At 44.8% G+C, this 18,480-nt stretch carries 17 protein-coding genes; 15 read left to right on the top strand and 2 right to left on the bottom strand.

Features of this window, described 5'->3' with window-relative positions; translation table 11 throughout:
- Positions 1-597, top strand: coding sequence for a cytochrome aa3 quinol oxidase subunit III (gene qoxC / locus KOL94_RS17090; RefSeq protein ID WP_221567821.1), 597 nt, complete (start codon positions 1-3; stop codon positions 595-597).
- A gap of 1 nt (position 598) precedes the next feature.
- Entirely contained in the window at positions 599-883 is a 285-nt protein-coding gene (gene qoxD, locus KOL94_RS17085; RefSeq protein WP_221567820.1) for a cytochrome aa3 quinol oxidase subunit IV, read from the top strand.
- A gap of 397 nt (positions 884-1,280) precedes the next feature.
- Here qoxD and KOL94_RS17080 read toward each other — a convergent pair whose 3' ends face one another.
- Positions 1,281-1,550 carry a hypothetical protein gene (locus KOL94_RS17080; protein WP_221567819.1) on the bottom strand — a complete coding sequence of 90 codons (270 nt, stop codon included), beginning with the start codon at positions 1,548-1,550 and terminating at the stop codon, positions 1,281-1,283.
- A gap of 434 nt (positions 1,551-1,984) precedes the next feature.
- On the opposite strand from KOL94_RS17080, the gene KOL94_RS17075 reads away from it, so the two are divergent.
- The 13 genes from KOL94_RS17075 (at position 1,985) to KOL94_RS17015 (ending at position 16,991) form a co-directional block, all read left to right on the top strand.
- Positions 1,985-2,791: a pentapeptide repeat-containing protein gene (locus tag KOL94_RS17075; protein WP_221567818.1), complete on the top strand. Its 807-nt coding sequence runs from the start codon at positions 1,985-1,987 to the stop codon at positions 2,789-2,791.
- Positions 2,792-2,981: 190 nt separating this feature from the next.
- Positions 2,982-4,328: a 4-aminobutyrate--2-oxoglutarate transaminase gene (gene gabT, locus KOL94_RS17070; RefSeq protein ID WP_221567817.1), complete on the top strand. Its 1,347-nt coding sequence runs from the start codon at positions 2,982-2,984 to the stop codon at positions 4,326-4,328.
- Positions 4,329-4,352: 24 nt separating this feature from the next.
- Positions 4,353-5,789 carry an aldehyde dehydrogenase family protein gene (locus KOL94_RS17065; protein ID WP_221567816.1) on the top strand — a complete coding sequence of 479 codons (1,437 nt, stop codon included), beginning with the start codon at positions 4,353-4,355 and terminating at the stop codon, positions 5,787-5,789.
- A 253-nt stretch (positions 5,790-6,042) separates the two neighbouring features.
- The gene (locus KOL94_RS17060; protein ID WP_221567815.1) at positions 6,043-6,945 is read left to right on the top strand and encodes a 5-oxoprolinase subunit B family protein; all 903 of its coding nucleotides are present in this window, start codon (positions 6,043-6,045) and stop codon (positions 6,943-6,945) included.
- Positions 6,932-7,921: a 5-oxoprolinase subunit C family protein gene (locus KOL94_RS17055; RefSeq protein ID WP_221567814.1), complete on the top strand. Its 990-nt coding sequence runs from the start codon at positions 6,932-6,934 to the stop codon at positions 7,919-7,921. Before KOL94_RS17060 ends, KOL94_RS17055 begins: the two co-directional genes overlap by 14 nt.
- Positions 7,922-7,925: 4 nt before the next feature.
- Complete coding sequence (locus tag KOL94_RS17050) at positions 7,926-8,174, top strand: acetyl-CoA carboxylase (RefSeq protein WP_221567813.1); 249 nt, start codon at positions 7,926-7,928, stop codon at positions 8,172-8,174.
- A gap of 36 nt (positions 8,175-8,210) precedes the next feature.
- On the top strand, positions 8,211-9,563 hold the full coding sequence (locus tag KOL94_RS17045) for an acetyl-CoA carboxylase biotin carboxylase subunit (protein ID WP_221567812.1): 1,353 nt from the start codon (positions 8,211-8,213) through the stop codon (positions 9,561-9,563).
- Between the two features lie 20 nt (positions 9,564-9,583).
- Positions 9,584-10,348: a LamB/YcsF family protein gene (locus KOL94_RS17040; protein WP_221567811.1), complete on the top strand. Its 765-nt coding sequence runs from the start codon at positions 9,584-9,586 to the stop codon at positions 10,346-10,348.
- Between the two features lie 110 nt (positions 10,349-10,458).
- Positions 10,459-12,501 carry a sigma 54-interacting transcriptional regulator gene (locus tag KOL94_RS17035; protein ID WP_221567810.1) on the top strand — a complete coding sequence of 681 codons (2,043 nt, stop codon included), beginning with the start codon at positions 10,459-10,461 and terminating at the stop codon, positions 12,499-12,501.
- 4 nt (positions 12,502-12,505) lie between these two features.
- Positions 12,506-13,390, top strand: a complete 885-nt coding sequence (locus KOL94_RS17030; protein WP_221567809.1) for a 5-oxoprolinase subunit B family protein — start codon at positions 12,506-12,508, stop codon at positions 13,388-13,390.
- A 9-nt stretch (positions 13,391-13,399) separates the two neighbouring features.
- Positions 13,400-14,371 carry a 5-oxoprolinase subunit C family protein gene (locus tag KOL94_RS17025; RefSeq protein ID WP_311775194.1) on the top strand — a complete coding sequence of 324 codons (972 nt, stop codon included), beginning with the start codon at positions 13,400-13,402 and terminating at the stop codon, positions 14,369-14,371.
- 609 nt (positions 14,372-14,980) lie between these two features.
- On the top strand, positions 14,981-16,384 hold the full coding sequence (locus tag KOL94_RS17020; RefSeq protein WP_221567807.1) for a purine-cytosine permease family protein: 1,404 nt from the start codon (positions 14,981-14,983) through the stop codon (positions 16,382-16,384).
- A 142-nt stretch (positions 16,385-16,526) separates the two neighbouring features.
- Positions 16,527-16,991: a DinB family protein gene (locus KOL94_RS17015; protein ID WP_221567806.1), complete on the top strand. Its 465-nt coding sequence runs from the start codon at positions 16,527-16,529 to the stop codon at positions 16,989-16,991.
- Positions 16,992-17,212: 221 nt separating this feature from the next.
- Here KOL94_RS17015 and KOL94_RS17010 read toward each other — a convergent pair whose 3' ends face one another.
- Positions 17,213-17,881 carry a Type 1 glutamine amidotransferase-like domain-containing protein gene (locus KOL94_RS17010; RefSeq protein ID WP_221568239.1) on the bottom strand — a complete coding sequence of 223 codons (669 nt, stop codon included), beginning with the start codon at positions 17,879-17,881 and terminating at the stop codon, positions 17,213-17,215.
- Positions 17,882-18,480 lie beyond the last annotated feature (599 nt).

Here is an 18,480-nt window from a genome sequence, read left to right as displayed (position 1 = left end):
ATGAAGATTGATCACTCGCTGCCGTTAGAATATAGCACAGAAGAAAATCGTTTGAAGATTTTGGGGTTTTGGATTTTCCTAGGTGCGGAAATCATGCTTTTTGCGACACTTTTCGCATCCTATTTTACACTCTATGACCGTACTGGAAGCGGTCCGACCGGAGCAGAGATCTTCCATATCACGCCTGTGTTATTCGAGACGATCTTACTTTTGACAAGTAGTTTTACGATTGGACTAGGTATCCATGCGATGCGTCTTGGCAGAAAAAAAGCGATGATGGGGTTCTTCATCGTCACGTTATTGCTGGGGCTAGCATTTTTAGGCGTTGAAATCTTTGAATTCGTCACATATGTGCATGAAGGGGCAGGAATACAAACGAGTGCGTTCACCTCGATCCTGTTGACCACATTGGGAACACACGGGGCACACGTGACGCTTGGGCTTTTCTGGGGGCTTTACATCCTCATTCAGGTGAAAAGGGACGGTTTGACTCCTGAAACGGGGAATAAATCCTTTATTTTCTCACTTTACTGGCATTTCCTAGATGTCGTTTGGATCTTTATCTTCAGCTTCATCTATCTGAAAGGAATGATGTAATATGAGCGAATTATTTCCTCTCAAACAGGTTATGGGATTTGTCTTTTCCCTGGTCCTGACTGCAGTTGCTTTAGGGGTATATTTCTTTGACATGTCGTTTGCAGTAGGGATGACTGTCCTTCTCATCACTGCTTTCATTCAAGCAGGCCTTCAGCTTGTCGTGTTCATGCACGCAGGCGAAACCGAAGACAAAGGTGCCATTTATACCAACGTATACTACGGCGTCATCATCGCTCTTGTTACGATCTTTGGTACACTGCTCGCATTGGTCTGGGATATGGGATAAGTGAAGAAGAAAGTATAATATAAAAGCAAGGGGCTGACCCAGAACTTTGATATCCTCAAGGTTTGGGTCGGCCTTTTTTAGTTTACATAGATTTTCCTGAAATCGTAACGGACACCAGAGCCGTTATTTGGTCACTTAAGGCGGAGTTTCAGAATTTAGCGGACACCAGGGCCGTTATTTGTGAACAAAAGAGCTGATTCACTAAGAATTTAACGAAATAAGAACTCTGGTGTCCGTTATTTTTATAAAGGGACGATATTTTGGAAAATAAGGTCTCCTGTGTCCGCTAAGGGTCTATCCGAAATTGTTTCAGCTAACTTTCTAGAATAAATAAAAAATTTGCAACAGGTCGTTATGCTGCAAATTTTAACGTTCATATGTAAACATTTTAATCGGCTTAAAACTTGCCAAAAGGCGTGTTTTCTTCCGTTTGAAGTGGATTTGACGGAATTCCTTTATAACTTTTCGCAAGCATTTCCTCCGTTGCTGCAAAAAACAATCCGATCAGGAAGATAAAAACAGAACCAGTGATGGTTCCGATGCCAATCGAAATCAAAAGACTGGAACCGTTTACAAGAAAACCGAATAAAAACATCATAACACCTATGGAAAGTACTGATCCGCCAACAAACTTTGTAGCGTTCAATAGTTTTGTTCGTGATTGCATGTTCTCAACCCCTTTCCTCTATTATTCATCCTCATTCACAAATTTGTCAAATACTTTTCACCTTTTGTACACACTTTTTTTGGTTTCTTAATCATGCTAAGAAAGCATGCATTCAATAAGGTAAGGGGTAGTTTTCTTGATCGAGCCCGTTTAATTTAAATTTATGAGAAATCACTTATTGAGATAGATTCCTTGTTTTGAAATAATTGGAATAAAGCAAGTGAAGAGTTAAATGGCATATCACACTTAATTAGGAGTGATTAATTTGAAGAATGGAAAGAAATCATTAATCGCTGTTTTGTTAAGTAGGATTGTTGTTATGTTCACTTTAGATCATAATGGATGGAGCTTCATAAAAGACTTATGGATTTATATGAAATTAAAATGGAAAAAACGTAATCCGAGTACAATGTAATTATAGGACGTGTTTAAAAATGTTGAATGATCTAAAGTCAGATTGTGAAAATTGCTTTGCGTTGTGCTGTGTAGCTTTGCCCTATGGAAAATCAGCTGACTTTCCTTTTGACAAAGGTGGCGGTGACCCATGCCGAAATCTATGTTCAAATAGTCTATGTTCAATCCATGACCAATTGAGGGAGAAAGGCTTTCAGGGCTGCGTATCCTATGAGTGTTTCGGTGCTGGTCAGCATGTTTCCCAAAACATTTTTGAGGGGAAAGACTGGCGTGGCGATCACGGACATGCTGAAGAAATGTTTGCGGTGTTTCCTCTTGTACAACAATTTTATGAAATGCTCTGGTATCTCAGCCAGGCGTTGACATTAAAGGAAACCGAATCTTTTCAAGCGAGCCTTCAAAAGTTATACGATGAAACGGTTGAACTAACGGAAAAACACCCAGAAGAAATCTTGAAAATAGATGTAACGGATCATCGAGGAAAGGTTAACGCTCTATTAATCAAAACGAGTGAACAGTATAGAAAAGATAGTAATGCTGGGAAAAAGAATAGGGTAAAGAAAATAGAATATATTGGCGCCAATTTAAAAGGGTTAGACTTTAAAGGAGCGGATTTTCGGGGAAAACTGATGATCGCAGCTGATTTAAGCCAGTGTGATTTTCGGAAAGCTGACTTTGTCGGGGCTGACCTTAGGGAAGCAAACCTAAGCGGAGCTAACCTGAAAGACGCCCTTTTTCTTACACAATCTCAAATCAATTCAGCAAAAGGTGATCAACATACTAAAATACCAAACTATTTAGAGAGACCAATTCACTGGTTGAAATAAATCCGGAGAAGCAGTGGAGACGCTGCTTCTTTTTCTATTCACACAGGAAAATGTGAAAATAGCATTCAGCTGGATATGAAACATCCAACGATATGAAATTTTTATCAAATCCTCTTCATCGGTTAATTTTTAAAATTTTGGCACACTTCTTGCATTTGTTTTGGGTAAACGGAGAAGGAGTGATGCATTTATGAAAGCGGCAACAAAAAAGTATATCAACTTGAAGACACCTTTACCTGGGCCCAAATCCCAAGAATTGATAAAGAGGAAAGAAGAAAGTGTTCCTCGGGGGCCGTTCAACACATCTCCTGCTTTTATAAAGCATGCGGAAGGAGCACTGATCACTGATATCGATGGCAACACGTTGATTGATTTGGCCGGAGCGATTGGGTCTTTGAATGCTGGTCATTGTCCACCAAATGTCGTAAAAGCGATACAGGAACAGGTCGAGAAATATATTCATCCATGTTTTCACGTCATGATGTACGAGCCATATATCGAGCTTGCGGAAAAACTGAACGAACTTACACCAGGAAACCACGCAAAGAAAACCTTTTTCCTGAATTCAGGTGCTGAAGCCGTCGAAAACGCGGTGAAAATCGCCCGTAAATATACGGGAAGGCGTGCGATCGTGTCGTTCGATCGAGGCTACCACGGCCGGACCTTGCTGACAATGTCACTGACCAGCAAAGTGAAACCATACAAAAACGGCTTCGGTCCATTCGCTACGGATACGTACAAGCTTCGCCATCCTTATTATTACCGCAAGCCTCAAGGTATGATGGATGAAGAGTTGGATGAGCTGTACTTGAAGCAGATCAACGACTTTTTCTTAGGTGAAGTGCCGCCAGAAGACATTGCAGCATTCATCATGGAACCGATCCAGGGGGAAGGCGGATTTATCGTTCCATCCAAGAACTTTGTGCAAAAAGTACGGGAGATTTGCGGGGAGCATGGAATCCTGTTCATCGCCGACGAAGTACAGACAGGCTTCGGAAGGACTGGGAAGATGTTCGCCTCTGAACACTTTGATATCGATCCTGATTTGATAACCATGTCAAAATCGATCGCAGCAGGAATGCCGATCAGCGCTGTTACCGGAAGAGCAGAAGTGATGGAAGCCCCAAACCCTGGTGAAATCGGAGGCACGTATGGCGGAAGTCCATTAGGATGTGTGGCAGCTTTAGAGGTAATCAAGTCCTTACAGGAAGATGGTTTGGTTGAAAGGGCGAATCACATCGGAGACATGATTACAGAGCGCTTTCAGAGCCTGCAGGAAACGTATGGCATCATTGGCGATATACGAGGCGTCGGGGCGATGTGTGCGATGGAAATCGTCAAGGATCAAAATACGATGGAGCCCGACAAAGAACTTACAGGTAAAATCGTCGCAGAATGCAATCGCAGAGGTGTCATCCTTCTAGGAGCAGGGTTATACGGCAATGTCATCCGTACCCTGAGCCCGCTTGTGATCACCGATGATCAGCTGAGCGAAGCACTAGATGTAATTGAAGAAGTCATTCATGATTTAACTTAATTAAAAAGGTGGTGGCCTGAAGTGATGAATACAACATTAGTGAAAAAAGACTTATATATCGGAGGGGGACACGTAGCTACCAATGACTACGTTCCTCTCTATTCACCCTATAATCAAATGAAGATTGCAGAAGTGGCAGAGGCGTCCAGAGCGGATGTCGATCAAGCGGTGGAAGCGGCGGAAAAGGCACGTCTGATTTTGAGAAAAATGCCGGCTCATAAGCGTGCGGCAATCCTTGAAAAAATTGCCCGCATACTTGACGAGCGGAGTGAAGAGGCAGCGAAAATCATCGCCTCCGAAGCTGCAAAACCGATCAAAATTGCAAGAGGAGAAGTTGCAAGGACGGTTCAAACATATAAATTCGCAGCAGAGGAAGCGAAACGGATCGGCGGAGAGACGATACCGCTCGATGCAGCACCAGGCGGGGAAAACCGGATCGCATATACAATCAGGGAACCAGTCGGGATTGTTGCAGCAATTACTCCTTTCAATTTTCCAATGAATTTGGTCGCCCATAAAGTCGGTCCATCCATCGCTGCCGGCAATCCCGTCATTCTCAAGCCGGCTGAACAGACACCGTTATCGGCTTACTTTCTCGCTGAAATTGCAGAAGATGCCGGGATGCCAGCTGGTGGTTTGAACGTGGTCACTGGGAAAGGTGAAACGGTCGGGGATGCGCTCGTGAAGGATCCTCGGATCAAAGCGATCACGTTCACGGGCAGTCCGGAAGTCGGTAAGCTCATCAGGCGGAATGCAGAGCTTAAAAAAGTGACACTAGAACTCGGCTCGAACTCCGGGGTCATCGTCGATCAGGGCGTCGATGTGGATAAAGTCGTCAAAAGAGCCGTACAGGGTGCGTTCGCCTTCCAGGGACAGGTCTGCATTTCTTTACAGCGGATCTATGTGCATGAAAACATTTATGAGGAGTTCATCAAGAAGTTTACAGCGGAAACACAACAACTCCGACTGGGTGATCCTCATGATGAAGACACCGATATTTCAGCGATGATTTCTAAAGATGACGTCACCCGAAGCGTAGACTGGATTGAGGAGGCAATCAAAGCGGGTGCCGGACTTGCTTCCGGGTACAGTATCCATGGCCATATCCTTTCACCTACTGTACTCGTTAATGTCGATCCAAATACGAAAGTCTCCTGTCAGGAGGTCTTTGCGCCGATTGTGATGATCAACAAAGTTTCATCTGTGAAAGAAGCGGTTGCTTATGTGAATGATTCGAAATACGGACTGCAGGCAGGGGTTTATACGAACGATATCGGCGTCGGTCTGGATGCCGTGGATGAGCTTGAGGTTGGCGGCGTTCTGATAAATGATATCCCGACATTCCGTGTCGATCATATGCCGTATGGCGGAATCAAGGAAAGCGGTACTGGTCGTGAAGGATTGAAATATGCAATCGATGAGTTATCAGAAATGAAACTCGTCATCATAAATAAAAATTGATCATCGATAAAAGTCGTTCTCTTCGGAGTGCGGCTTTTTTGCACGTGTCATAATTTCAAAATTGAAAGAATTAATTTCAAAAATGAAAGATTAAGACTTTAATCGATAACGTGTTAAAGAGTCATGCAAATATACCTTTATAAAAAAATTCTCTAATCTCTGCCAATAAAGGGTTAAGAATGATTTCTGAATTTTTTGGCATGATACTTGCATTTTAATCGTGTGAAAATTCCAATTAAAAGAGGTGAACAAGATGTCAGCAGAAACAAAGACACAAACTAGATATGAATATGGCGGAGATGAATTTGTTTTCGTAGAGCTGTCAGAGTCCATGACATTAGAGGCAATGTTCAAAGGAATGGCAATCACGAATAAACTTGCAGAACAAAATAGAGAAGGCATCATCGATATTTGTCCAGGAAATGCCTCGTATATGATTCGAGTCGATCCTGAGGTATTGCATCCGAATGAGTTGATTTCAGTACTGAAAGAAATTGAAGCGTCCTTAACCGATTACGAAGAGACGACGATTCACTCGAGACTTGTGGATGTACCGATCTTGTTCGAGGATCCATGGACGTATGAAGCGTTGATGAAATTCCGGGATAACCACCAGGATCCAGATTCGACAGACCTGGAATATTCAGCAAGGATCAATGATTTCGAATCGAAGGAAGAGCTGATCCAGAACATCAACGATTTTCCGTTTCTCGTTTCCATGGTCGGTTTCGTGCCAGGTTTACCTTTTTCGTTCCAATTGACTTCACAAGAAAAGCAGATCGAGGTCCCAAAATATGTGAGACCAAGAACCTTCACGCCAGAACGGGCATTTGGATTCGGCGGAGCATTTGCCGTCATCTACCCGGTCCAGGGGGCAGGAGGCTATCAACTGTATGGGACAGCAGCTGCGCCAATTTTAGATGTAGAACAGAAGCTTGAAGATTTCAAAGAATCAATGGTGTATTTCAGACAGAGTGACATTTTAAGATATCGAAGCATCTCGATGGACGAGTACGAGAGGATCAGGAAAGAAGTTGAAGAAGGGAGGTTCCGTTACCGTACGAGAGAAATGTCGTTCACACCAAAAGATGTTATGAAAAATCCGGAAGAATTCGCAAGCAAGGTGATGAGGAGGTTATACGATGATCAACGTTAAAGAGCCAGGACTTATGACGACCGTTCAAGATAATGGACGAAACGGATATTACAGCTTCGGTATGCCTCCATCAGGTGCGATGGACAAGTATTCATTCATTGTCGCTAACCTTTTGGTGGGAAATGATGAAAACGCTGCCGTACTCGAAGCGACGTATCTCGGTCCAACGCTGGAATTCGACTGTGAAACGACGATCGCAGTCACAGGCGGGGAAATCCCTCCAAAATTGAATGGTGAACCGTTCGGACTTTGGAAACCTGTGCATGTGGAAAAAGGAGATGTCCTTTCGTTTGATTTTGTGAAAAGCGGAACCAGAGTGTATATCGCGGTCGCTGGTGGAATCGATGTCCCAATCAAAATGGGATCTCGCTCAACCTACACATTATGCGGTATCGGAGGTTTTGAAGGACGTGCTCTTCAAAAAGGCGATGTGCTCAAAACCGGTGAAGCTAGCAATCCTCCAGCAAGCACAGAAATCACTCTATCAGAAGAACTGATTCCGAAATACGGCAACCGTCATGAAATCAGGGTGATCATGGGGTTGTGCAGTTACAGGTTGACGGAGGAAAGCAAAAAGAAGTTCTTTGACATTGAATGGACCGTCACGCCTGATGCGAACCGGGTAGGATATCGCTTCAAAGGCGAACCACTCGAATTTGTTGAACGTGAACAGCCATTTGGTGCGGGAAGTGACCCTTCGAATGTAACGGATCTAGGCTATCCGATTGGATCCATCCAAATACCAGCTGGAATCGAACCGATCGCTCTGTTGAATGATGCTGTGACAGGTGGAGGATATGCGACGATCGCGACAATCATCAGTATTGATTTGTTCAAAATGGGTCAAATTAAGTCCAATGACAAAGTGAAATTCATCGAGGTCTCACTTGATGAAGCGATAGAAGCTCGAAAAGAATTGAATGCGAAATTGGACCAGGTCAAAGAAACTATTAAAACCGTATCTATTGGAGGATGAGAAAATGGCAGAGAAAACCCCAGTTGTATCACCAATTCCAGGAGTGTTTTACAGAAGAGAAAGTCCAGATAAAGATGTATACGTGAACGAAGGCGATGAAGTGAAAGAGGGAGACGTCATCGGTCTGGTGGAAGTGATGAAGAACTTCCATGAAGTCACGTCAACGGAAAGTGGTGTAGTCGTCTCGTTTTCTGTTGAAAATGAAGCGATCATTGAAGCAGGACAAAAAGTCGCGATCATCGAGACAAAATAAAGAAACAGACAACCGTGTTTAAGGGAGAGGATCGTTATGACATATTTCAATAAAGTATTAATCGCAAACCGTGGGGAAATTGCTAGACGGATCATGCGTACATGCAAGAAGCTGGGGATCCAAACCGTAGCAGTCTATTCAGATGCTGATCAAGAGGCACCTTTTGTAAAAGAAGCTAGTGAGGCGGTTCATATCGGGCCCTCACAAGCGAAGAAGAGTTATCTTCAGGTGGACAAGGTGCTCCAGGCGGCGAAAGAAACCAATGCGGATGCGATCCATCCAGGGTATGGATTCCTATCTGAAAATGAAGGCTTTGCTAGACGCTGTACAGAAGAAGGGATCACCTTCATCGGCCCGACCCCTGAAGTGATCAGTCTGATGGGGAGTAAAATCGAAGCACGAAAGCAGATGGAAAAAGCGGGCGTTCCAGTCGTACCCGGTTGGAGCGGAAACATCGAAACAGTCGAAGAGGCGCTGCGAATCGCTGATGAACTCACCTATCCATTGATGCTGAAAGCGAGTGCTGGAGGCGGCGGTATCGGCATGGAACTCGTGCGAAATGCGGAAGAACTGGAGAAAGTCTTTTCTTCCACAAAACAAAAAGCGGATTCATTCTTCGGGGATGGAACGGTATTCCTTGAAAAGTGGATCGAAAACCCGCGCCATATCGAGGTGCAGGTAGCCTGTGACGAGCATGGGAATGCCGTTCATTTATTCGAAAGGGAATGCTCGATCCAGCGCAGGAACCAAAAGATCGTCGAAGAGAGTCCGTCACCGTTCCTGGATGAAAAGGTGCGGAAAGACCTTTGTGAAACGGCGGTTCGAGGTGTCTGCAACATCAATTACACCAATGTCGGGACGATGGAGTTCATTTTCGACGAGCATCAAAACTATTACTTTTTAGAAATGAATACGAGGCTGCAAGTTGAACATCCCGTTACAGAAGAAATCACAGGATTGGACCTGGTAGAATTACAGCTTAAGATCGCGTCAGGTGAGAAGCTCGGTCTAACACAAAAGGATATCCAGAAGTCAGGGCATTCGATTGAGGTCCGCTTATATGCGGAAGACCCGAACACGTTCTTCCCTTCACCTGGGACGATTCAAAAACTGGATGTCCCAACCGACGGCGTCAGACTGGACTTTGCAGTGGAAGAAGGTAGCACTGTATCACCGTTCTATGATCCGATGATCGGGAAAATCATTGCGTTCGATGTCAACCGCAACGCTGTAATTGAAAAGATGGATAACGCATTGCGTGGATTGAAAGTCGAAGGGATCACGACAAATCTGGAGCTATTAGAAGACATCGTCATCGATGAAGATTTCAAGAATGGTAACTTCACAACCAAGTTTGTAGAAAATAGAGCAGCCAAACAGAAAGCATAAAGAGATGGGGAGGCGGAACTGTGTATAAAGTAGATTTGAATTGTGACATGGGAGAAAGCTATGGGTTATACGAAATGGGCAACGATGAGGAAATGATGCGCTACATTACATCAGCCAATATTGCCTGCGGCTATCACGCAGGTGATCCTCATACGATCCGTAAGACCGTGATGCTGGCAAAAGAACATGGGGTTCAAATTGGAGCTCACCCAGGCTTTCCGGATCTGATCGGATTCGGGAGGAGACACATGACTGCGACAGCAAGTGAGATTCGGGATTATGTCCTTTATCAGCTCGGTGCATTAAGGGAATTTGCGAAGTTATATGATGCCGATATCCAGCATTGTAAGCCGCATGGTGCACTGTTCATGATGGCGATGGAGAATGAGGACATCGCCAAAGCGATTCTCGAAGGATTAGCGAAGGTAGATCCTGAGATTATCGTCTATGCATTGAACAATTCAGCAGTCGTCGAAGCCGGTAAGAAGATGGGGATCCGCGTTGCAAAGGAAGTCTACTCGGACCGTGAACACACGGACACCGGTTCGATCGTAATCACCCGAAAAGGATCGACCATTACGGATTATGATCAGATGGCAGAACGGGTTGTCCGCATGGTGAAAGACGGGAAAGTCGAAACACACCTCAATGAAACAGCAGATGTGAAGGCGGAAACGGTCTGCATCCATGGCGATACACCGGGTGCTCCGAAACTGGCAAAAGCGATCCGCGACGCATTGGAGAGGAATGATGTCGAAATCACCGATGTCCGAAACATCATCTAACCTGACAGTAAGGCTTTTCTGCTATAATGCCCCTATAACAAGCAGTAAAGCAAATGCCGTTTGCTGGCATATCAATTATTTCGATAAACGCCTTCGAGGGGGGCTTGAATTTGATTTTATGGAAAGATGTCCTTAAACCTGTTTCTCTAAAACTTACAATCGATCAAACAATAGCTGAAGTGTTGGACCTTTTTACTGAAAGCAACAGCGACATCGCGTTTGTATTTGATGGTGATCAAGTATTGGGGTACGTCAATAAAGACGTTCTTCTTAACCAGATCCGCCATTCCAAGGATCTTGAAACCCCCATCGAATACAAAGACGATATTCTGATCATTCCATATCAAGCCCCTATCGAGTATTACTTCAATTGTTCAGTCTATCTGGCTGTGACGGACGGTTTCATCGGTTATATCACACAGACCGATGCGCTTCATAAAGTGAACGGAATGAAATTCGAACAGATCAACAAAAGCATTGATAGCGCCGAAATCGGAATCGTGACGATGGATACGGATTATAAAGTGACCTTCATGAATGTAACGGCTGAAGAGATTCTCGGTATTTCGAGAGCCTTCCTGGTCGATCGGCATTACCGGCAGTTGATCCGCATCGATCAGGACATCAGCCGGGTTTTAGAAGGTGCCCAGCTCATGAATGTGACGACTTCCTTCAATTTTAAAAATATGACGGGGCATCTGTCTCCAATCTACGAAAACGGGAAGGTCATCGGCATCGTCCATATCTTCCACCTGCAGAAGCGTTTTGAAGAAACCGCGAAAGAATTAGAGTTTGTAAGAGAACTGAACGAAGACTTGAAAGCGATTTATTCATCGTCCAACGAGCAGATCCTTGTCGTAAACGGAAAAGGTGATATACAGAGAATCTCAGGCACCTATCTTGAAACGTTCTGGGGAGAGCTGGATAAAGACATGATCATCGGCTCTAATGTCTATAAGCTGGAGGAGAAAGGCGTCTTCCGGCCAAATATATTCGATCAGTGCTTGACTGAAAAAAGAAAGCTTTCGCTTGTCCAAGAATCGAAGGATGGAAATAAAGTCTGGTCGACAGCAACCCCAGTGTTCGACGGGGAGAAAATCAAGAAGATCGTCGTCATTTCACGGGACATTTCATCCAAGGACAAGCTCGATGGAAAAAGGACTCCTGAACATAGAGATGACCTTAAAAACGGTGACGAACCAAAACAAAAGCTGATCTACAAATCAAAAGTGATCTCGGATCTCGTGAATGAAATGAAACAGATCGCAGAGGTTGATTCAACCGTGCTTCTATACGGTGAGTCCGGTGTCGGGAAAGAGGTCTTTGCCCAATATATCCACAGCCATAGCAAACGGAAGGATCACCCGATCGTCAGCATGAATTGCGGGGCGATCCCGGAAAACCTGCTCGAAAGCGAAATGTTCGGGTATGAAAAAGGAGCCTTCACAGGAGCCGTTTCGACAAAGAAAGGGCTGTTCGAGCTAGCGGATAAAGGGACGCTATTCCTGGATGAAATCACCGAACTTCCATTGAACATGCAAGTGAAATTGCTGCGTGCCCTTCAGGAGCTTGAGATTGTCAGGGTAGGCGGCGTCAAGACCATCAAGATCGATGTCCGGGTCATCGCGACGACCAACCGTGACATCAAGAAGATGGTCCAGGAAAAGAAGTTCAGAGAAGACCTTTATTACAGAATCAATGTTATCCCGATCCAGATCCCGCCGCTGCGGAAACGGAAGGAAGATATCGTCTCGCTGTCCCTGCATTTCATGAATGAAATCAACACCACGTATAAAAAGGAAAAGAGCCTGTCAAGGGAAGCATTGCTGCTGCTGGAAAGCTACAGTTGGCCGGGGAATGTCCGTGAATTGCAAAACGTCATCGAAAGGCTCGCCGTCACGACGACAAATCCGGTGATCGAACAAGAAGATGTGCTGAAGATTTTATATGACAAAGCGACCGCAGACCGTGATTCCCAGGTTTTCGTCTCGGAGGTTTTCCCATTGAAGGATGCCGTAAAGGATTTAGAAGAACAGTTGGTTTCATTGGCATTGCAGAAATACGGTACAGCAGCCGAAGCGGCGAAAGCCCTGCAGGTCAGCCCGGCGACCATCAGCCGGAGAATGAATAGCCTCTTGAAAAAGGGAGAGTGAGGGCATGCTTTCATTACCGGAGACACGGTTCGATTTTTGCGGAGACGAGTATATCTTCGCCCAGATTACAAATGACATGAGCGCAGAAAGCAACTTCAAAGCGATCGCGATCACCAATGAATTACGTCGGCGGAACATTCCGGGGATCATCGAAATCTATCCCGCAAATGCCTCTTATCTTGTCCGATATGATCCCGAGGTGTTGTCGCCATTCAGCTTATTAGACTATTTGAAGGAAATCGATATCACGAAAAGCGATGAATCAGAGTTGAACATGAAATGCAAGATCGTCGAGATCCCGATCTGGTATGATGATCCGGTCACCAAAGAGTACTCGATCCGTTTCAACGAACGGAATAAAGAGATTACCGAGTCGAACTTCGATTTCGTGATGAAGCTGAACGGATTCAAGGATAAAGACCGGTTCATCGATGCGCATTCCAAAGTCCCGCATCTGATCACGATGCTCGGATTCACGCCCGGCACAGCATGGACATACCCGCTCGGCATACCGCGAGAAGAAATCATCCGTGCACCCAAATACACGAGTCCAAGAACGCAAACACCAAAGCTTGCGATCGGAATCGGCGGTGCGTTTTCGGTGATCTATCCGACGCAATCTCCGGGAAGCTACCAGTTGATCGGGATGTCAGCGGTACCGGTTTATGAGCACCAACAGCGATTAGAGGCATTCAAGGATTCGATCTTCCTCGCGAGTCCAGGCGACCTGTGGAAGTACCGGACGATTGATGAAAGCGAATACCGTTCCATTACAAAAGAAGTAGAAGATGGCACATACCGCTATAAAATGAAAGATGTCCACTTTTCAGCTGAGGAATATATCCGGAAGGAAGAGAAGTACCTTTCCGAGTTAATGGAGGACTTTTAATTGATTAACGTGATCGAGCCTGGATTCATAGCGACAATTCAAGATGGCGGCAGGAACGGCTATTATCATCTCGGTGTGCCTCCTTGTGGAGCGGCGGACAAGTTGTCGTTTCAGATCGGCAATCTCTTATTGGGTAATCCGCCTTTCAGTGCCGGTCTGGAAATCACCTTGGCTGGGCCTACTGTGGTTTTCGAGAAAAGCACGGTCATTACGGTTACCGGGGCTCCTGCAAATGTGACACTGAATGGAAAACAGATGGCGATGTGGGAAGTCTTCAAGGTCAAAAAAGGCGATGCGTTATCGATTTCCTATTCAACAGAAGCGATAGGTGTTTTCACGTATATGTGTGTGTCCGGAGGCATCACAGTTCCTGAAATTTTAGGAAGCCGCTCGACCTATACCTTAGGCGATTTCGGAGGATTTTTAAGCAGGAAGTTGGAAAATGGGGATGCCGTTCCGATTAGTGAACCATTGCCAGGTGCCTTCAATCGAGTCGGGAAAAGCGTGGAGAATCCTTACATCCCCTCTTTTTCAAACAAAGTCGATGTCCATGCTGTAATGGGTGTTTCGGGTAATGAAATCAGCGATGAAGGCATTACGAAGTTTTTAAACAACGAATGGGAGGTGAAGCTTGAATCCAACCGGGTTGCCTATCGATTCGACGGGGAAACGATTCCGTACAAAGACTATGAACCCCCATTCGGGTCAGGGAACAGTGCAGGAGGTGTGGTTGACTTCGCTTATCCGATCGGAGCGATCCTCGTACCGAATACAGAAGAAGTCATCCTCTTGTTGAACGACGCAACAGTAGGAGGAGGGTTCGTCATGGCGGGTACCGTCATCAGTCCGGATTTAAGCTATCTGGCCCAAGCGAGGCCAGGATCGTCTGTCCGTTTCCATGCTGTTACCGTCCAACAGGCAACGCAGCTCCGTTTAGAGCAAAAGAAACAGTTGAATGACTTGGTCGAACAATTGCAATAAGCGGTAGAGCTGGCCAATAAGTGTCTGAGTCTCTCCGAACGTAACAACATTTTGAGAAAAATCGTGATTTTGATACAAAATGTTGTGTTGGAGGTGTCTGACACTTTTCTTTTTGGACAGCCACGCCCCCTAAGATTTTGAATTAAAAATAATGGTAAATTTGTGCAATACTCTGTGAAATTCACTACCTTTGCGCGGTCAAAAGAAAAGCGGAAGTGACCCTCTAAGTCATGTAGGTTACTTGAGGAATAGCTGAAACCAAGTTGAACTTAACCGTTAACGGACACAGGAGACCTTATTTGTCCCAAACAACATGATTTTACAAAACTAACGGACACCAGAGACCTTATTTCGCAAATATCATAGTAAATCAGATGCTTTGTTCACAGATAACGGCTCTGGTGTCCGTTAAAATGCTGAAACACCGAGTTTTGTCACAAATAGCGGCTCTGGTGTCCGTTAACCGCACCACATGGTTGATTTAACTCGCTGTACCTGCAGAAATGCCGCAATTTTACTCAATGAACTTTTCTAATAGAATCAACTGTACCCGTGCTATGTAATCAAAAGTCGGAATATTAGGAATTTTACGACAGGAGGAGAAACGCAATGGCAGAAAAATTAAATCCACAGGTAAGCCAAAATTCTAAGGAAGAGAAGAAAGAGGATTATGCACTTGAGAAAGTTCCAAAACATTATCGAATGGGATGGTGGAGCGTCACAAACGTGGCACTCGGTGTCGCGACAGCAATGGTCTTCATGCAGATGGGGAGTTTGATGGCGGTATCCTATGGCGCTATGAATGCATTGATTGCTGAAATCTATGCGACTGTCATCGCAGGTGTTCTGGGTATTGGGATCGCTTATCTCGCCGCCAAGCACGGGATGAATGTAAACCTGCTTGCCAGAGGTGGTGGATTCGGCTATATTGGCGCATCGATTACATCGTTCATTTATGCAATCAACTTCATCATGTATTGTGCAATCGAAGGCTCGATCATGGCCTTTGCCGTCTATGAATATGTACAAGTCATACCGATCTGGATCTTGATGGTTTTCTTTGGACTGGCGGTCATCCCGTTCAACTGGTTCGGCATGAAACAATTGGACAAGCTGCAAAAATGGTCGCTGCCGATCTTCATCATCTTATTAGGTGCAGGAATGATTGTTGCCGCCAATATGGCGCCGACGTATGCCGGTGATGTATGGTCCTACTTGCCTGAAGGCGCACAAGTCGGCGGTACCGCTTTACTAACGTGTATCGGAATCATCAATGGTCTCGTAGGAATCATGGCATTATTGATCTCGGATTACGCGCGATTTGTCAAACCTGAACAGTTCAAACTTGGTGTGTTCGCTGTCGGATTCATCCCACAGCTGGTCTGTTTCTTTATCATGGGTTTGATCGGCATCTGGTTCGGTGTCCGTTTCATGGAAGACAACCCAGGTGTATACTTCGTGCATATCATCGGTATCTTCGGGGCATTGTTCACGATCTTGACTCAGATCAGAATCAATATTACCAATCTATACAGCGGGTCGTTATCTCTATCGAACTTTTTTGAAAATGTATTTAAGTTTACACCTGGACGTACATTCTGGGTCGTATTCACGGCGGTCGCTGCCGTCATCGCAATGCTCGCAGGAGCACTCGACTATCTCGGACCAATGCTTACCTTCCAGGGTGTCTTCTTATTCGCCTGGGCTGCGACAATCATTGCGGATGCCTTCGTCGTGAAACGTGCTTTGAGAATCGGTCCAATGTACTTTGAATATGAACAGGAAAAACTGTATAAGTGGAATCCGGTCGGTGTCGTTTCATTAATCGTCGCGAGCACTATAGGAACGATGGCTGCATTCGGGATTATGGGAACCTTCCTTCAAAACACCGCAGCCTTCTTTGCGGCAATCCTATCATTCGTATTGACGATCGTCCTTGCCGTCGCCTCAAAAGGAAAGTATTATGTGAAAACAGATATAGACAACGTTCCGAAAGATGAAGACATTGCATAAATTCATATAAACAACCGAGTTGTTCCTAATCTTTTAGGAGGGACTCGGTTTTCTTTACATATGAGGTAATTTGCTAAAAGGGATTGACGACTTCCGGGAGAAATCATTATTGAGGTAAATATCCCATAGAGGAGCGAAAGCCATGTCAAAATTAGTTTTAGATCAATTCAATAGAATTAGAAAATGGATGGTAAAGGCAGTAGAGGATCTCTCAGAAGAAGTTGTGGATATTCAACCAGATGGATTCAACAATACAATCAGATGGCACATCGGTCATATTATCACGGAAACAGAATATTTTATGTTCGAACTCCCTTGCAATCCTGTGCAAATCCCATTACGGTACAATGAATTTTTCGGCCCTGGTACCAAACCTTCGAAATGGGATGGAGAGGTACCGCTTTTATCAGAACTTGTAGCAACTCTTAAAGACCAGTTAACCCGTGTCAATGAAATGTCACCAGAAGATTTCAACAAACCCCTAGCTGTAAATACACATGGATACACGATTGCTGCAGAAGCTGCTGCTTTTTCAGTCATTCATGAAGCCATCCATGTCGGCCATATTGAATCGATGAAACGAATGCTAGTTGTATCTGCAAATTAAGGGCAGTAAACAACAAAACCTTATTCCGCAAACGGGGAGGATTCTTGAAGACTCAGTTTCGAGATAATACAGCAAAAAGGGGTAATGTCAGGAAAATGTGGATTTACAGCGTTAAGGAAAATTCAATATTAAAAAGCCTAATTTCTCAATTTAAGTGAAGAAATCAGGCTTTTTTCATTGCAACCAAAAAATCGCGAGCTAATGGGCTGACCATCTCGGTGTTAAGGGGTGAACAGCTTCCATTGCCCCTCGGAAACAACTTCAACGGCCCCATCGGTCACTTTGATGGCCGTCTGATCGTCAATCGCGTACCCTGGCACTGAGACACCGGCTGCCCACTTTTCTGCATTGGCCAAGGTATTGTCCGGTAACATCTCGTGATCTAGGTGAGGAAACAACGCAAAATCCACCAGACCAAGTGTTTTATCTCCCCCTGTGGGCGGACGCCAGCCTACGAATTCTTCACCGATATTCGGGGCCATCACCATGCTCCCAGCGCTCATTCCCACATAGACTGCATCCAGTGATGGCAAGAGGTCTGCTAGCCCGGATTGCCGCATCCAGTGGTACAGGTATAGGGCGTCGCCTCCCGCCACCAGCAGGACGTCCGTCTCCCGGACAAGAGGCACCCAACGGTCTTCGTCGATGCTTGGCAGCGCTGTGAGCTCAAGAACGCCGACAGACTTCCAGCCCAGGTCGACCATGGGATTCTCGGAATTCCCGCTGATGAACTGCCAGGCTTTGACGCCGGGACCGACCCAGGGGTGTCCGTACATCGCGGTAGGGATGCACAGAGCGTTGGAGTCGGCGATCGGTTTGCCTAGCATGTCAACCAGCTCGTTGTGGATAGTCGAGTTATTGACGCCCGCGGAAGTTAGCAGAAGTTTCATTCCAAACGTCTCCGAGGACTTGGAATCCTCCAAATAATTATGCGACATATGTTTTTCCTCCTTAGGGTCCGAAGTTCAGTTCTTTTTCACGTAAACCTTTAAGATTATTATGCATTTCTTATGTTGATTCACTAACTGCCATATCCTGAAAGGCCGGGCAAAGAAATCACTTCTTCGATGGTTAATTATCTCCTATTCATTTTATCATGTTTCCTCCATATGAATCTGGAGATGTTTTTTGTGTATTTACGAAAAATAACATGTTAAAGAGCTGATAATTCAATAGTAAATGTCTTATTCAAGAAACGGAGGCATTTCTGGAATATCTGTGCAGCGTGGATATTCGAGAGTGATCTTCCATTAAAGGGTGCAAATGTTTAATAGTTTGCACCTTTTTATGTTAGGGACAGATTGTTTAACAACGATCTTAAAGAGTATAGGCAATTTCGTTTTTAATATGAAGATTGATTTTAACCATTTATTGATAAATATGGTTATTCGCAACAATTATATTATACCAAGAAGGGGTTGGGAAAAGTATAATTAAAAGTACATATGCCTTTTCCCATTTAATCCGTTTGATATCCTCTTAATTCCAT

This window comes from Alkalihalobacillus sp. TS-13 (genome assembly GCF_019720915.1).
In the GTDB taxonomy this organism is placed as follows: Bacteria; Bacillota; Bacilli; order Bacillales; family Fictibacillaceae; genus Pseudalkalibacillus.
This window is presented reverse-complemented; position numbering and strand designations above follow the sequence as displayed.

Bases quoted from the DNA above. Each gene is read 5' to 3' on its own strand.
- KOL94_RS17055 (WP_221567814.1), top strand. From the start codon at position 6,932: ATGATCAACGTTAAAGAGCCAGGACTTATGACGACCGTTCAAGATAAT.
- KOL94_RS17080 (WP_221567819.1), bottom strand. From the start codon at position 1,550: ATGCAATCACGAACAAAACTATTGAACGCTACAAAGTTTGTTGGCGGA.
- KOL94_RS17045 (WP_221567812.1), top strand. From the start codon at position 8,211: ATGACATATTTCAATAAAGTATTAATCGCAAACCGTGGGGAAATTGCT.
- qoxC (WP_221567821.1), top strand. From the start codon at position 1: ATGAAGATTGATCACTCGCTGCCGTTAGAATATAGCACAGAAGAAAAT.
- qoxD (WP_221567820.1), top strand. From the start codon at position 599: ATGAGCGAATTATTTCCTCTCAAACAGGTTATGGGATTTGTCTTTTCC.
- KOL94_RS17075 (WP_221567818.1), top strand. From the start codon at position 1,985: ATGTTGAATGATCTAAAGTCAGATTGTGAAAATTGCTTTGCGTTGTGC.
- KOL94_RS17050 (WP_221567813.1), top strand. From the start codon at position 7,926: ATGGCAGAGAAAACCCCAGTTGTATCACCAATTCCAGGAGTGTTTTAC.
- KOL94_RS17015 (WP_221567806.1), top strand. From the start codon at position 16,527: ATGTCAAAATTAGTTTTAGATCAATTCAATAGAATTAGAAAATGGATG.
- KOL94_RS17030 (WP_221567809.1), top strand. From the start codon at position 12,506: ATGCTTTCATTACCGGAGACACGGTTCGATTTTTGCGGAGACGAGTAT.
- gabT (WP_221567817.1), top strand. From the start codon at position 2,982: ATGAAAGCGGCAACAAAAAAGTATATCAACTTGAAGACACCTTTACCT.
- KOL94_RS17010 (WP_221568239.1), bottom strand. From the start codon at position 17,881: ATGAAACTTCTGCTAACTTCCGCGGGCGTCAATAACTCGACTATCCAC.
- KOL94_RS17020 (WP_221567807.1), top strand. From the start codon at position 14,981: ATGGCAGAAAAATTAAATCCACAGGTAAGCCAAAATTCTAAGGAAGAG.
- KOL94_RS17065 (WP_221567816.1), top strand. From the start codon at position 4,353: ATGAATACAACATTAGTGAAAAAAGACTTATATATCGGAGGGGGACAC.
- KOL94_RS17060 (WP_221567815.1), top strand. From the start codon at position 6,043: ATGTCAGCAGAAACAAAGACACAAACTAGATATGAATATGGCGGAGAT.